The organism is Bacteroidetes bacterium endosymbiont of Geopemphigus sp., assembly GCF_002904345.1.
Lineage (GTDB): Bacteria > Bacteroidota > Bacteroidia > Flavobacteriales > Blattabacteriaceae > GSPS2-BC2016.
Genome location: NZ_PEIH01000005.1, coordinates 826,567 through 841,910, shown reverse-complemented (window position 1 = coordinate 841,910; position 15,344 = coordinate 826,567). Strand labels below are relative to the sequence as shown.

At 36.4% G+C, this 15,344-nt stretch carries 12 protein-coding genes and 2 pseudogenes; 9 read left to right on the top strand and 5 right to left on the bottom strand.

The genetic code is table 11. The annotated features are described in order from the left end of the window. Positions 1–23 precede the first annotated feature (23 nt). From CS842_RS05315 to CS842_RS08025, 3 genes and pseudogenes are all read left to right on the top strand, one after another. Positions 24–200 (top strand): response regulator, encoded by a 177-nt coding sequence (locus CS842_RS05315; protein ID WP_103327807.1) that lies wholly within the window; start codon positions 24–26, stop codon positions 198–200. A gap of 507 nt (positions 201–707) precedes the next feature. Beyond that, positions 708–863: a hypothetical protein gene (locus tag CS842_RS06970; RefSeq protein WP_195909901.1), complete on the top strand. Its 156-nt coding sequence runs from the start codon at positions 708–710 to the stop codon at positions 861–863. Between the two features lie 360 nt (positions 864–1,223). Then, positions 1,224–1,298, top strand: a pseudogene (locus tag CS842_RS08025) (ATP-binding protein); the annotation flags it as partial. A gap of 588 nt (positions 1,299–1,886) precedes the next feature. On the opposite strand, the gene CS842_RS05305 reads toward CS842_RS08025, so the two are convergent. The 3 genes and pseudogenes from CS842_RS05305 to CS842_RS08015 form a co-directional block, all read right to left on the bottom strand. Beyond that, on the bottom strand, positions 1,887–2,285 hold the full coding sequence (locus tag CS842_RS05305) for a hypothetical protein (protein ID WP_103327806.1): 399 nt from the start codon (positions 2,283–2,285) through the stop codon (positions 1,887–1,889). After that, positions 2,266–2,433 (bottom strand): annotated as a pseudogene (locus tag CS842_RS08020) (LD-carboxypeptidase); the annotation flags it as partial. The pseudogene CS842_RS08020 and the gene CS842_RS05305, both read right to left, overlap by 20 nt. Positions 2,434–3,152: 719 nt before the next feature. Continuing rightward, positions 3,153–3,368: a YebC/PmpR family DNA-binding transcriptional regulator gene (locus CS842_RS08015; RefSeq protein ID WP_430537317.1), complete on the bottom strand. Its 216-nt coding sequence runs from the start codon at positions 3,366–3,368 to the stop codon at positions 3,153–3,155. Between the two features lie 1,003 nt (positions 3,369–4,371). On the opposite strand from CS842_RS08015, the gene CS842_RS06965 reads away from it, so the two are divergent. From CS842_RS06965 to mfd, 6 genes are all read left to right on the top strand, one after another. Then, positions 4,372–4,608 (top strand): hypothetical protein, encoded by a 237-nt coding sequence (locus tag CS842_RS06965; RefSeq protein WP_103327804.1) that lies wholly within the window; start codon positions 4,372–4,374, stop codon positions 4,606–4,608. A 633-nt stretch (positions 4,609–5,241) separates the two neighbouring features. Beyond that, positions 5,242–5,445 carry a biotin/lipoyl attachment domain-containing protein gene (locus CS842_RS05285; RefSeq protein WP_103327803.1) on the top strand — a complete coding sequence of 68 codons (204 nt, stop codon included), beginning with the start codon at positions 5,242–5,244 and terminating at the stop codon, positions 5,443–5,445. A gap of 249 nt (positions 5,446–5,694) precedes the next feature. Then, positions 5,695–5,937: a hypothetical protein gene (locus tag CS842_RS05280; protein ID WP_103327802.1), complete on the top strand. Its 243-nt coding sequence runs from the start codon at positions 5,695–5,697 to the stop codon at positions 5,935–5,937. A 7-nt stretch (positions 5,938–5,944) separates the two neighbouring features. Then, positions 5,945–6,148: a hypothetical protein gene (locus tag CS842_RS05275; protein WP_103327801.1), complete on the top strand. Its 204-nt coding sequence runs from the start codon at positions 5,945–5,947 to the stop codon at positions 6,146–6,148. Between the two features lie 426 nt (positions 6,149–6,574). Next, positions 6,575–6,799, top strand: a complete 225-nt coding sequence (locus CS842_RS05270; protein WP_103327800.1) for a hypothetical protein — start codon at positions 6,575–6,577, stop codon at positions 6,797–6,799. 550 nt (positions 6,800–7,349) lie between these two features. After that, positions 7,350–10,736 (top strand): transcription-repair coupling factor, encoded by a 3,387-nt coding sequence (gene mfd, locus CS842_RS05265; protein ID WP_103327799.1) that lies wholly within the window; start codon positions 7,350–7,352, stop codon positions 10,734–10,736. A gap of 52 nt (positions 10,737–10,788) precedes the next feature. Here the strand turns inward: mfd and CS842_RS05260 are convergent, their stop codons facing one another. Together CS842_RS05260 and leuS are read right to left on the bottom strand one after the other, a co-directional pair. Next, the gene (locus CS842_RS05260) at positions 10,789–12,222 is read right to left on the bottom strand and encodes a Glu/Leu/Phe/Val family dehydrogenase (RefSeq protein ID WP_103327798.1); all 1,434 of its coding nucleotides are present in this window, start codon (positions 12,220–12,222) and stop codon (positions 10,789–10,791) included. Between the two features lie 179 nt (positions 12,223–12,401). After that, positions 12,402–15,215, bottom strand: coding sequence for a leucine--tRNA ligase (gene leuS / locus CS842_RS05255; RefSeq protein WP_103328041.1), 2,814 nt, complete (start codon positions 15,213–15,215; stop codon positions 12,402–12,404). Between the last annotated feature and the right edge of the window lie 129 nt (positions 15,216–15,344).

Sequence of the window (15,344 nt, the reverse complement as noted above, 5' to 3'; positions counted from 1 at the left end):
AATGTTATTTTAATAGATTTATCATGATGCCAGAAATAGATGGCATAGAAATGTGTAAACTCGTTAAGAACACACCTTTTCTAAAAGAAACTCTTGTGATTTTCCTTACTGCTTGTCTCGAAAAGTATTCCCATCTCGCGGGATTTGAAGCCGGCGCTGATGATTATATCAACAAGCTTATTAAGCCGAAGATTTTTTGAGCAAGATTAAGGTACTTTTGCGTCGTGCGCAGAGTGAGTCTATAGATGAAACCTACCTCCGTAGGCTCTATTCTTATCGATAAGCAAGGCCATAAAGTTTTTTAACGATGTAGAAATCCCTCTAAGAAGGAATTTAATATAGTGGCTTTACTAGCCTCTAATCCATAACGTGTATTCAAGCGTGAAGAAATACTTATAAAAAATTTGAACCAATGAAGTGGTAGGATAACGTACAATAGATATACATCTCCGATGAGATAAGGAAGAAATTCGGTAATGAACGTTTTTTCACCATCAAAGGTGTAGGATATAAAATGAACGCTCTATAAGCAGGCTTTATAAGAAGGATTTATACATGAAAAAATACTCTTTTTTATAATGCCTTTCGATTTGTTTAGTTTCTTTTTTCAAGAAGGAGCGGTATTTTAAACAGGGCTGTTCGTCGACTTTTTTGTTTTTTTATTGAAATATGTTCTTCTTTTATCCGGAAAATGTCCATTAAAAAGAATGGAGAAGTATGCCAGAAGAAAATTTTTAAAAAACTCACAAGAATTTAACCATTCCGGTAATAAAAAGAAGGATTATCAAAGAGAATTTATAAGAAATCTCATTGAACTTAAGACTTTTTTATTTACCTCAAGGGTACCTGCTTACGCTTATTGAAGGGGGTATAGATAACGATACTATTAAATATAAATACTTTAATCGTATCGGTAAATCGTTATAGCGTCTGATCTATATCGTTAAAGATCTTGATCTGATTTTTGATCTGGAATTGGGTAAGACCGAATTACTTTATAAACCTTTTAATATTGTTGCACTTGTGCAAGAGGTTTTTGATTTACTTGAAATTAAGGACTAGTACAACTAGGTACTTATTTCAATGTATGAAGAATATATTTTCCATATATATTACTTGGGGATATTCAGTATATTAATCAATTTGATAGCGAATGCTATCAATTATGCCGGTAGTGAAAAAAATCACGGTCAGTTTTTTGTTTATTTTCCAATAAAAAGCTTCGTATCACAGTTACAGACAACGGAGCAGGCATTCCCCCAAAAGATATACCCCGTATCTTTGAAAAATTTCATTGAACTAATAAAAGTCGCAACCGTAAACAATGCAGCTCAATATTAGGTCTCGCCATTATCAAGTATATAGTAGAGGCGCATGTAAGAAAAGTACTTATAAACAGTAGGTTAGGTATTGGAACCAATGTTTTTTTTCGAATTGAAATTTACATAGTCCTTCAAAAAGCATTCTCAATACGTATAATGTGTTTGTCGTATTTTTTCTCAGAGGGCTGGCTTATTGCGTTAAAATGAATTTGTTTTTATAAGGTTTCGCACAGCTATAGGTTGTATAAGTGCTTATTATATTAAGAATTATGTCTTTTCTGTTATGGATAGAGTTTTCTATAGGCACGCATAAAAAACCTTTTTTATATCTCTTATGCTTTTTCTGCGGCAATTTTTTTTAAATCTATGATAAATGAATTTCCTTTTTGCTTACAAAAACTTAGTCAAAGTTAAAAATATTTTAGTGGTGGATAATTAGATATTTCGCCTATGTATCTTACATTTATAGGTAATTCAATGTTGCTTTTTCTTGACCTACTGAAAGTCCCGCGGGTAGACTCATTACCAGAGCTTGATCATCTGGTCTCATGTCCAACCGGAAAGTCAAAAAAAAACCGGAAAGGAATACTTAGCAACAATGTCTAATATTATATTTTTTATCCTTTTTCTAAAAGGACGATCGGTTTCTTTCATATGGGTCACTTCACCTACAATAAGGCCATGTAATTTATCAAAATTACCATTGCGTTTGAGATTCATTGGCATACGGTTAATATGGTAAGTATATTCTCCTATATCCTTAATTATAAATAGACTATCTTTAGTATTCAGCGCTGAGGGACTTCCGCAAATATTATATAGCACAGAAAGATTTCCGTCTAAAAGAGTTCCTCGTCCTTTGCCTTTTTTACAGAATTTGTCAGTTGGAATCCTATAGGAAGGAAGCGCTCCAAAAAGAGTCGATTCGAGAGTTTGAAAAGATTCAGGGGTATTTTCCGGCATGTTCGTAGCTATATATAGTTACATGTATACTAGGAAAATGGTAACATATTTGTAAATGGGCATGAAAAACTGTAATATCCGAATAACCTATGATCCATTTTGGATCCTTATTCGGTAAAGAGAAATCGATACGATCGATAATATGTACACTTCCATAGCCGACGGCTACAAACTACAGGGCTTTTACACCGCGGGATCACTAAGGGCTTTTTGAAATAAACTACTTCTTTGCTTGATTATGCTAGAAAAAGGACCTGAATCTTTAGAAGAGCTAAGGTAATCCTTAATCGCTATAAGCCCCGCATTCCTTAATCCATTTTAACGCCATTTGCATGTTTTTTCAGGTGGCTGACTATAGGCAGGGGCTATAAGCGCAATTTTATCACCCTTTTTAAGAGGATAAAGGTTTATCAAGAATCTTATATCTTAACTTGGGTGACCCATGATTTACAAAACAAGCGCTCGGCAGAGTTGATAAGGCTGAGGCACTGGTGCAAAATTTCAAGAAATGTTTTCTGTCCATAATATAAGGTCATCGATTTTTAAATTATGCATGGACACTTCACGGGTAAAGATTTAATCATCTGATTCGTATGTAATTACTTCGCTCATCTTCTAATTTATGATATACATTTTGTACATCTTCATCAGTCTAAAAGCGATCAATAAGTAATAAGATTTTTTTTGGCTTCTTCAATAGAGAGGCTTTTGGCGTTTTTTTTTGGGAATCGTTCTAAATTGGCTGAACGAGGTGTTGCATCGAGTTTTCTAAGTAGGCTTGCGTGGTGCTAAAATCTTCAAAATTGCTATAGATGGTAATAAAATCCTCATGGGTATTAATATCTTCGGTGTCTCCTTCAATCATGTTCAATTTAAAATCTTCCAATGGTTTTCAAATATCTTGTTTTTGAAATAAAAAAAACCTTTTCGATTGGATATAAAATCCATGGCACCTTTCTTACCTAAATTTCCGCTACCTCTGTTAAAAATAGCACGAATATTTGCTATGATATGTGTGAAGTTGCTTGTGGTGCATTCTACAAAAATGGCTATACCGTAAGGTCCGTATCCCTCAAAATAGATTTCCCGATAATTATCACAATCACTACTAGAGACCTTTTTAAATGATTTTTTAGAGTATCTTTTGGGATATTTAATCCTTTGACATTGATCAGGACGTTTCTTAATCTGGGATTGCTCTTCTGAGGATTTGCACCGAATTCTCTAAAAGCTATGGAGAGTTCTTTTATAATAAGTAAAGAGTTTAGCGCGCCTAGCTGTCTTGTGTAGATTTTTTGTGTTTCATATTGGTCCATTTGTTGTGTCCTAGCATGATAATAAGTTCAAAAACGTAGATAAATTTAAATCTTTATCGAATTTTATGAATATTTTGTTTTACTCATAAAATTTAAAGAGTTTTTTATGTTTGTTCCTTTATTTTCAAGCTCTTATCTATATATTTATTTCCTTGTATAAAATAAAAATTAGTGAGATATCTTTTAATTTTAAATAGGATCGTAGCTCTAATAGGTATTTTTTTCATTCCTTTAAGCGATTTCTGAACAAAATATATCAGTAGAAATTACTCCGCTGCTCGAGAGTGCGTTGCAAAAAAGTCGAAACCTTCAAAATCAACAATCAGAGATTTCCAAGATTCATATAGAAACCCAGCAGATACGACAAAGATATATCCCCAAAATAGAGGTAAATGCGCTTTATAATTATTTGTTCTATAAACAGGCTAGTCATTCAAAAGTGATTTGAAAATTCAATTTCCTTTAATTGCACTTTCTCAATTTTCTATTCCTGCTTTGCAAAATTTCGATATTGACGGAAGTCTGTTAAATATAAGTCTAACTGCTCGTATGACGATTTTTTAGGCTTGCAAATTCCCCTATGCAGTTAAAGCTATGGAGGAAAAGGCTAATGCGCAGGGTTCTTATTGGAAAAAGAGATAACCGCTGTTATCATCGAAGTTCTTAACGCTTTTGACTAATTAGCCTTGATCAAGAATTATAAGTTCTCTCTCCAGGAGGGTCTTCGTCTGGAAAAGGATAAAAAAACGAGTGGATCGTGCTAAGCTGGTTTGGCTATTCTTTATGAGGGTCAGAAAATAAGGCTGGCACAACTCGAGTTGGAGTCCAGGTTTTTGGAATACTTCTTTAGAAAATCCTTGCTCTGTGATAAAATAGTCTTGATAACAGGTGTTTCTCATGAAGTGCTTAATACCCTTATTTTAACTTTAAATCTCTGGAAAATAGACAAACCGCTTGGAAAGATCCATCATCGTCCGGAGATTAAGGCTCTTGTGGGCTTGCCTTGAGAGCTCATGATTTTAAAATAAAGATGAATAAATATAGTTTCTTACCAAAGTTTCAGATTCTCGGAAGTCTTTCTCATGGGAGTACATTCTGTAAATTTTTGTACTTTTTTTAGAGGTATAAGAAACAATTTGAGATTTCATCAACAGTAGGTAGTCTTTTTGAATGTTAGGATTGGGTATGAAATGGGGGCTTTTTGACGGTTTCCATCTAAATCATGAGAAGGAGAAAATCCTGATCGAGAGAAATATAACAGAAAATCAAAAAGAAGAGGCATTGGAAAAATTGGAACTTTTGGAAAAAATCCATAGACAACTTAGAGCTTTCTGAAAAGCAGATTAAATCAAGATAGCGAAAGAGAAAACTTGCCAAAAAACGCTAGATATCGCCGATAAAAGTTTTAGCAGAGTTTGATTTCTGTGATTGAACGTCTTGAGGCGGAAAGCGCTTTTGAGCAAGTCCAACTGGATTATATTCGCACAATAGTTGATTAGAGGAGTACTGCAATCAAACTATATAAAGCTTATGGGATTTTGAACGTGGACACTTTAATCAACACCGATTTATGAAAAAATGCCTATTTCTTTTATCGATTATCTTATTTATAACCGCCTGTAAAGAAAATAAATCTAAAAATGAAAGACTTTATAGAAGGCTGTTTAAAACGTCAGGCCCACTCCATATCGAGAAAATTACCTGGTCGTATGCTTGAATTAAGAATCTCCGAAGGAGATTTTGTAAAAAAAGGCCAAATCTTGGCTCTGCTTGATGTACCTGAGATAGAAGCTAACATTGCGTCAAGCACGTGGGGCTTTGAAAGCTTAATATACTCAATATGATATGGCTAAAAAGAGAGCCATGCCTAATCAATTGCGCCAGCTTCAAGTGCAGTACGACTGCTTGAGAGAACAATATCTTTTTGCCCAATAATCTATAGATCGTCTTAAATTTCTTGTCAACGAGCATTTGATAGTCCGGTAAAAATATGATGGTGCTTTTGCAAAATTAAAGGGAGCGAAAGCACAGATAGATGCTACCTTTGCTCAACTTCAAGAAGCACGAAAGGTACCCGGTAAGGATTAAAAGCTATGGCTTATGGACAGAAAGAGCGCACTTTGGGGACCTTAGAAGAATCAGATATCGCTGCTAAAGAGCTCACTATCATTTTTACTTCGGATATGATGGTAGAAAACACAGTACTACAACCAGATGAACTTATCACACCGGGTTATACTTTATTTAGCGGGTACCTACATGAAAGCGTTTATTTTCGTTTTTCTTTGCCAGAATCTAAAATTCATAATTATACGCAAGGGTATACGCAAGGGTAGTTGGATCATGATACATAACCATCATATCAATCGTTCTTCCTGGAGTTCGAGCGTTACTTTAATTAGTTTGCTGACGATCTATGCTGATATTTCCACAGTTTATCCTGATTATGATATTGGAGAAATACTTTATAAAGTTAAAGCTCATCCTCTTTATCCGGAGGTTCTGAAATTTCTTTTGACAAACTCTATCACTACCATCGAATTATGATCTCATCTAAAAATTTCTTTTTTCTTCTCCGAAGAGATTTTGGGGGAATTCTGTTTTGAAGATTCTCTTTTTGAATTCGCCAATTCATTATAAAATATTATTTGGATTTGTCTATAAAAAGTGAAAGATCACCGATTTTCCCATCATCATATTTAATTAGGACAACTTGCTTATGAGTTATAAACTTGTAAGCTTGCTTCAAGATGACGAAACCCTGAATATCGCTGCACTTTTACATGAGAGAAAACGACTTGATGAGAAGATCATCATAACCAAGCTGATGGAGTGCTGATTATTCCAAAATATAAGTCGAATATTCTTACCAGGTGTTATCCTGAGGTGCTGTATTATGTAAATACGGATAATGTTAACCTCCAATTACGCAACTAAGACTATTCAACAAGTTCTTGGTACTTTTCTGGGCAGATGTTTCTTATAGAAACTCTCAGAAAGCAGGGAGTTCCCGGTAAAATTGCGTTTATACAGTATGAAATTTTCCAACTTACATTTATAAAGAAATACAATCGATCGGCTAATTATATCTATTTTCTATGGCCGGGTTTTATTTTTACTATTTTACAGCAAGTGCTTTCTTTAGTTTTAAGTTTTGCTTCCGAATTTGAGATGAAAACTTTTGCGAAATTTATCTGATAATATAAACTCTCCTGTTCTGGAAATCTTTGTGAAGATTGCGCCTTATCTTCTCATGAGTCTTTTGATATGGTTACTTCACGGATTTTTACTCTATGTTTTAGAATTCCTTTAAGCAATCATATAGGTGGTCTTACATTTATTGTTATCTTGTTGATCCTATCGGCTTCTCTGATTGGAATCTTAACGAGTTTACTCTTGCTCGATCAGCTTAAAGCTACAGGAATCTTAATTTGTTATTGCTTACACCAAGTTTTGTCCTCAGCGGTTTTACCTGGCTTGTAAGTCAAATGCTAGGTATTATTCAGTTTTTTTTCAAATCTTATTCCGCTTACCCATTTTCTCAAGACTTACCGTCTACTTACTCTCAGAGGGGGATATTTTAAAGATATAAAACAAGAAATCTCCTTATTTGGTAGCTATTATCCTCATTTGTACCTTTGCGGCCGTGATTGTATTGGGGCGAAAGATGAAGAAAGCTTGTCTTCTGTGAAAGAAGCTTCACATTGGTCCCATGTTATTCAGCTTTATTTTGATGTATCCCTAGGCAGTGCCCGATAAAAACACTCTTTTAAAACACTATATCAAATCGCCTCTTGTTCATCAATTGGGCGACTTTATAAAAAAGCATCCCGAAGCTAAGCTTCAATTGCTTGAACTCTCAGGTGCTTTGCAAGCGCTTTTTTTTGCGGCGCTTTATCAAAGAACTTCATCATCCTTACTTTTCTTAGCACGGAGTCAGCATGAAGCTTCTCATGTTTTCAGTGATTTGCAGGAGCTTTTTCCCAAAGAGCGCTTACTCTTTTATCCAGCTTCTTCTCGAAGACCTTATGAAATTGAGGAGATCGATAACGCTAATGTATTATTGCGTGCTAAAATTTTTCAACAACTCACAGGTGCTAAGGACGCCGTTTTTATTGTGACTTCTGCCGAGGCTCTTTTTGAAAAAGTGATAACGGCTCATTCATTGCGTAACCTTATATTTACCTTAAATCGTGGCGAAAAAGTATCTATAGAATTTATTAATGAATGGCTCTTCGATCAGGGGTTTCAGCGTGTAGATTTTGTAAATTCTCCTGGAGAGTTTTCCGTAAGGGGAGGTATATTAGATGTGTTCTCTTTTTCTGCAACAGAGCCATTTCGTGTAGAATTCTTCGGCGATGAAATAGAGAGTTTACGAAGTTTTGAAATAGAAAATCAAAGATCTTTAGAAAATTTTCATCAAATAACGCTTTTACCTCCATTATCTGCTGAAGTATCGCAAGAGAGCTATGTAAGTTTTTTTAACCTCCTTCCTAAGGACGCTTTTATCTTTCTAAAAGATGGCCCATTAGCTGCAGGCTCTATTGATGCAGCTTTCGAGAAAGCCTCTCAGGCTTTTGGTGCTACCGCACAGGAAATATGCCGATCTCAGCCTGAAAATTTATTTATTACCAAAACGGAATTTATACAAGGCCTTGAAAATTTTACCGTGATCGAGAGCGTTAAAACCACTCTGTTTTATCCACAAGAAGTTTTCTTTTTAAAGAGTCGTGTGCAACCAACTTTTAACAAGCGTTTTGAGCTTCTGATAAAAGATTTAAAAAATCATGCCCAAAAAGGATATTCCAACTACTTATGTTGTACCAACGAGCGTCAAATAGAGCGGTTTAAGGATATATTTCAATATCTTGAAGAACAAGAGGTGCCCTTTTTACCGCTTGCCGGAAGTTTGCATTCGGGTTTCATAGATGAAACTCATCAGCTGCTCTGTTATACTGATCACGAAATTTTTGAGCGCTTTCACGCTCAACCTTCCCATAAAAAACAAAGTATACAAAAAGCACTTACACTTAAATCCTTATTAACGCTTAATCCCGGTGATTATGTAACTCACATTGATCATGGGATAGGCCGATTTGCAGGCCTAGTGAAAATTGACTTGCATGGCAAAGGTCAGGAGACCATAAAGATCATTTATCAAAACAATGATATTTTATATGTAAGCATACATTCGCTTCATAAGATTGCCAAATTTACCGGAAAGGGGGGGGCTGAGCCGAGTCTTAATAAATTAGGTTCACCCGCATGGAAACAGCTGAAAAATAAGACCAAAACTAAGGTAAAAGAGCTAGCTTTTGATCTTATACAACTTTATGCTAAACGGAAAGTCAGCCACGGTTTTGCTTTTTCACCCGATACTTATCTGCAGAATGAACTTGAAGCTTCTTTTCTTTATGAAGATACTCCTGATCAGTTGCGTGCTACTCAGGAAGTAAAAGCCGATATGGAAAGCGATCGTCCTATGGATAGGTTGATTTGTGGTGATGTAGGTTTTGGAAAAACCGAAGTGGCTATGCGTGCTGCTTTCAAAGTGGTGACTGATGGAAAACAGGTAGCCTTGTTAGTGCCTACCACTATTCTGGCTTTTCAGCATCACAGGAGCTTTACAGATCGTTTTAAGGATTTTCCGGTTTCTATAGATTATCTCAGTCGATTCCGATCATCAACTGATAAAAAACAGATTCTTGAGCGCTTAAAAAAAGGAAACATTGATTTAATTATTGGCACACATCAGCTGATCAATAAAAATGTTCATTTCAAAGATCTTGGTCTTATCATTATCGATGAAGAGCACAAATTTGGTGTGGCAGTCAAAGATCGATTGAAGATGCTTCGTAATCAGGTGGATACCTTAGCATTAACCGCTACACCTATTCCACGAACTTTGCAATTTTCTCTCATGGCAGCTCGCGATCTTTCGATAATCCATACTCCTCCTGCTAATCGTCGTCCCATAGATACGCGCCTTATGAGGTTTGATCCTGAATCTATAAGAGATGCCATAGATTATGAGCTTTCCCGTGGCGGACAGGTATTTTTTATTCACAATAGAGTGGCTGAGCTTCCTGAATTGTATACTCGTTTGCAGAGTTGGCTTCCGCATGCGCGCATAGCAATTGGACATGGGAAAATGAAGGGTAAAAAACTTGAAGGTTTGATGCTTGATTTTATAGAAGGAAAAATCGATATCTTACTTTCTACTACCATTATCGAAAGCGGACTGGATGTACCGAATGTCAATACTATTTTTATTTATCAGGCGCAAAACTTTGGTTTAGCCGATTTGCATCAGATGCGTGGGCGTGTGGGACGATCAAATATTCAGGCTTTTTGTTATTTGATTACCCCACCTATGAGTTACTTGAGTGATGAGGCCAGAAAGCGTCTTCAGGCCATAGAGATGTTTTCAGATCTGGGATCAGGCTTTCAGATTGCCATGAAAGATTTGGAAATACGCGGTGCTGGAAATCTGCTGGGAGGAGAGCAGAGTGGATTTATATCGGAGATGGGTTTTGATACCTATCAAAAAATTCTGAATGAAGCAGTGCAAGAGTTGAAGCATGATGAATTCAAATTACTTTATGAACAAGATAAAAACCCGGAGGTGGAAGAAGTTTTTGTTTCAGAGGTACAGATCGACACAGACATGGAACTTCTTATTCCCAGCAATTATGTAAACAGTATCGCCGAACGCTTAGAACTTTATCGAGCATTGTCTGTTATAGAAGATCAAACAAGGCTGAATGAGTTTAGAGAGCAATTGAGAGATCGTTTCGGCCCTCTTCCCGATGCAGCTGAAGAATTGTTATGCAGTGTAAGATTAAAATATTTATGTGTGCTTTTAGGCTTTGAAAAAATCTCTCTGAAAAGAGGAGTGATGCTCCTCTATTTTATGAATGATCCCCAATCGCCTTATTACCAAAGCGGACGTTTTCGTTCTATTCTGAATTATGTACACAGGTATCCTCGGGAAATATCCCTTAAAGAGCGCAAGAAAAAAGAGCAAACTGCATTGATTTTACGTATTGAAAAGGTAACAACCGTTTCACAGGCTACTGCATGGCTTGAGCGATTGGCTGCTTTTCTTGCATCACCATCAGAAGAGATTTCCTAATATAGAGAGTTCTCATGGAACGACTCCTTTTTTTGTGATTTTATATCATCATTTAAGGAAATATGCCTAATCGTTCATAGCTATCTGCTATTTTTTTAATGGCCAGTACAAAAGCTGCCGTTCTCATGTCGCATATTTGTTTTTCTTTCTGAATTTCTCGTATTTCATGAAAGGCGCTGATCATAGTATCTTCTAATCCACTTCGGACAAGATCAATTTCATCAGGTCCACGCAAAATATTTTTACGTTCTTCCTCAGAGATATTCTTTCCAATGAGATGCTCAAGAGCTTGTAAAATTTCTGTGTTCACGTTTTCGCTGAACCGTTTCTCGAGTCGACCATATCGTACGTGACTGAGATTTTTAAGCCACTCGAAATAAGATACCGTCACACCTCCGGCATTCAGATAAATGTCCGGAATAATGATAATTCCTTTTTTGTTCAGAGTTTCATCGGCATCTGCCGTTATAGGGCCATTAGCTGCTTCTCCTACAATTTTTGCCTTAATGCATTCGGCATTTTTTTTATGAATAACACCTTCCAGAGCTGCAGGAATTAAAATATCACATTCGAGCTCTAAGGCTTTGCTGCTGTCCGGAATGTCTTTTGCACCGGGGAAATTAAGTATAGATTTATTTTTCTTAATATGTTTTTTTACTTCATCGGGATTTAAACCAAGTTCATTATATATACCTCCCTCACGTTCGGCTAAAGCGATAAGCTTAGCGCCGGCTTCATAAAAGAATTTAGCTGCATGATAACCTACATTTCCCAATCCCTGAATAACAATACGTTTGCCTTTTAAGCCTGTGCTAAAGCCAACTTTTTTCATTTCTTCTGAACTTTGACAAAGCTCACGCACACCGTAAAATACGCCTAATCCGGTGGCTTCGGTACGACCTCTGACCCCTCCTTGAGAAACAGGCTTTCCGGTGACGCAGGCCATAGCATCTACCTCACCACCTGATCTCAAGGATGTGTAGGTATCTACAATCCAACTCATTTCTCTTTCTCCTGTACCATAATCAGGAGCGGGGACATCCATGCCTGGTCCTATAAAATTTTTCTTTAACAACTCTGAGGTATAGCGTCGTGTAATCTTCTCAAGCTCCTCTGCAGATAAAGTTTGAGGATCTATTTTCACACCTCCTTTTGCGCCTCCAAAAGGTACATTTACAATAGCGCATTTGTAAGTCATAAGTGCTGCCAGAGCCATCACTTCATCCTGATTGACAGCGGTGCTGTAACGTATACCTCCTTTGCAAGGAAATTTATGATGTGAATGTTGCACGCGATAGGCTTCTATTACTTTTACTTCTTTTCCGAATTTTACCGGAAATCGCAAGCGATATACTGAATTACAGGATTTTATAGCGTCGAGTATCCCCTGATTGATATCGAGGAATTTTGCAGCTTTGTCAAAACTCTTTTCTACACTTTTAAAAAAACTCTCCGACTTCTTTGAAGCCTTTTTGTGTAAAGACATAGTATAATTTTGAATTTTTAAATCTTTTGCCTAAGGTATAAAATTTACCTTTGGAAGTTGTATTCTTTTAGAATGGTTTATTTTTTGAAATTTTCAAATCAAGATAATGTTTTCATCTGATATAGTAGGTGATTTCAAAAAATAAACAGTATAAGTTTTAGTATGTAGATAATATTAATTTACAACACAATATTAACTATTTTTTTAGATATAAATATAATTTTTATTATGTTTCTTTTTCCCAAATACTTTTCAGTTTGGGGATGTTTTAAGATAGTCTTTTTGATATTTTCTTCATCGATTTCAGAGGGAAAATTCATCTTAAATCGCAATTTTCCATTGAACATGATGGGATATTCTATCATCTCTTCCATGAGGTATCTCTCGTTATATTCAGGAATAGGGGCAAAACTCACTGAATTTTTATGTCCTAATCGCATCCAGAGCTCCTCGGCTATATGAGGCGCAAAGGGTGCAATGATTATAACTAAAGGCTCTAAAACTTCTCTATTGTTGCATTTGATGGCATTCAGTTCATTAACTGCAATCATAAAAGCACTTATCGAGGTGTTGAAAGAAAATCTGGGAATATCTTCTTTAATCTTCTTAACGGTGCGATGTAATATTTTTAAAGCTTCATATGAGGGTGGCGTGGATTCAACGTAAAATCTTTCTTTAGTATAAAATAATCTCCAAAATTTTCTTAAAAACTGATGTATTCCGCTAATGCCTCTTATATTCCATGGTTTGGTCTGATCGATTGGACCGAGAAACATCTCATACATACGCAAAGTATCCGCTCCGTATTGCTTGCAGATTTCATCGGGATTAATAACATTATATTTGGATTTTGACATTTTTTCTACCTTGCGTTTGCAAAAGAATTTTCCATCTTTCATAATAAATTTTGCCTGGGCATACTCCGGGCGCCATTCTTTAAGTTTTTCTATATCGAGCTCATTACCATTTTTTAATAAGTGGATGTCCACGTGAATTTGTTGCGTTTTTTGATCTTTAATTAAGTCGACTGATATAAAATCCTGGCTTTTTTCCAGGCGTGCTATAAAGGCGGAATCTCCAAGGATCATTCCTTGATTGATCAATTTTTTAAAGGGCTCTTCAGTGGAAACATAGCCTTGGTCTTTAAGAAATTTATGCCAAAATCGTGAATAAAGCAGGTGACCTGTCGCATGCTCAGAGCCTCCAACGTACAGATCTACATTTTGCCAGTAAGCTTCCACTTTGGAATTTATTAAAGCATCTTTATTTTCAGGATCCATATAGCGAAGAAAATACCAACTCGAGCCGGCCCATCCGGGCATGGTGCTTGTTTCTAAAGGAAAGACGTTTTTATCATCTATAAGTTCATTGGAAACGATTTTCTGCCCTTTTTCATCCCATGCCCAATAAGCGGCCCTTTGCAAGGGTGGTTCACCTTTTTCTGTGGGTAGGTATTTATCTATATCGGGCAAGCATAGCGGAAGATTTTCCTGAGGAATCCCAAGGGCAATCCCTTTTTTATAATATATAGGGATTGGCTCTCCCCAATAGCGTTGCCTTGAAAAAACCGCATCACGTAAACGATAATTAATCATCCTTTGTCCCAGTTTTTTTTCTTCAATTTTCTCAATAGCTTTTAAAATAGCCTCTTTAACATTTAATCCGTTGAGAAAATCTGAATGTATACATTGTCCTTCTTTAGCTTCATAAGCTTGCTTTTGTACATCGTCTCCTCCATGGATTACCCTCTTAATTTTTAGTTCGAATTTTTTAGCAAATCGATGATCTCTTTCATCATGAGCAGGAACAGCCATTACGGCACCTGTGCCATAGCCAGCCAATATGTAATCGCTTACATAAACAGGTAGTTTTTCCTTCGTAAAAGGATGTAGTGCATAAGCTCCGATGAATACTCCTGAAAGACTTTTTGTATCTGCAAGGCGCTCGCGTTCACTCCGTTTTTTGCTTGCTTGCAAATATTCTTCAACGGATTTTTTTTCCTCACTCGTGCTTATTTCACCTATCAATGAATGCTCTGGGGCTAGTACCATAAAGCTAACACCAAAAATCGTATCGGGACGTGTAGTGAACACCTCGATATTTAAAGAGGGTTTGTCAAGGATAGAGAAAGAAATTTTTGCGCCAAAAGATTTTCCAATCCAGTTTCGTTGAGTCTCCTTAAGCGCTTCAGGCCACTGGATTTGATCTAATCCTTTTAAAAGTCTTTCGGCATAGGTGGTGATGCGCATGCTCCATTGTGTCATTTTTTTTTGATATACAGTATGCCCTCCTCGCTCGCTTTTACCCTCTTTTATTTCGTCATTTGACAGTATGGTGCCTAGAGCTGGACACCAGTTGACGATGGTTTCCGAGCGGAAGGCTAGTCGGTAGTTTTGAAGGATTTCATTTTTCCTTTTCCAAGGAAAGCCGCTCCATTGATCGGCGTTAAATGGTTCGATTTTATCTCCCGAAGCTTTTATTTTAAGATTGCCTTGTTTTTCAAAGATCTTGATTATCTCATCTATAGAACGCGCTTTGCTTAGTGATTGATCATACCAAGAATTAAAAAGTTGCAAGAAAATCCATTGAGTCCATCGGTAATAAGATGGATCGCTGGTACGCAGCTCTCGGCTCCAGTCGAAAGAAAATCCTAATTCTTCAAGCTGTTCTTTGTATCTTTGAATATTGGTTTCGTTGGTCACATTCGGATGTTGACCTGTTTGTATGGCATACTGTTCCGCCGGAAGTCCAAAGGAATCAAAACCCATCGGATGTAGCACATTATAACCTTGGGAGCGTTGATAGCGAGCATAAATGTCAGAGGCAATGTATCCCAGAGGATGTCCTACATGCAAGCCTGCTCCTGAAGGATAAGGAAACATATCGAGCACATAGCATTTGGGTTTTTTAGAATGGGTTTCTCCTTTGAAAATCTGAGATGATTTCCAATATTTTTGCCATCGTTTTTCTATTTCTCTAAAAAGATAATTCATGCTTTTATAAGCTTTGATGTTCTGATGCAAATGTACTGATTTTTAAAACCATTGAAATTAAACGTGTCGGGTTTTTGGAGCAGTTCTGATCTCGAGTAATTTGTAGCTTACAAAAAGTCATATAAATTA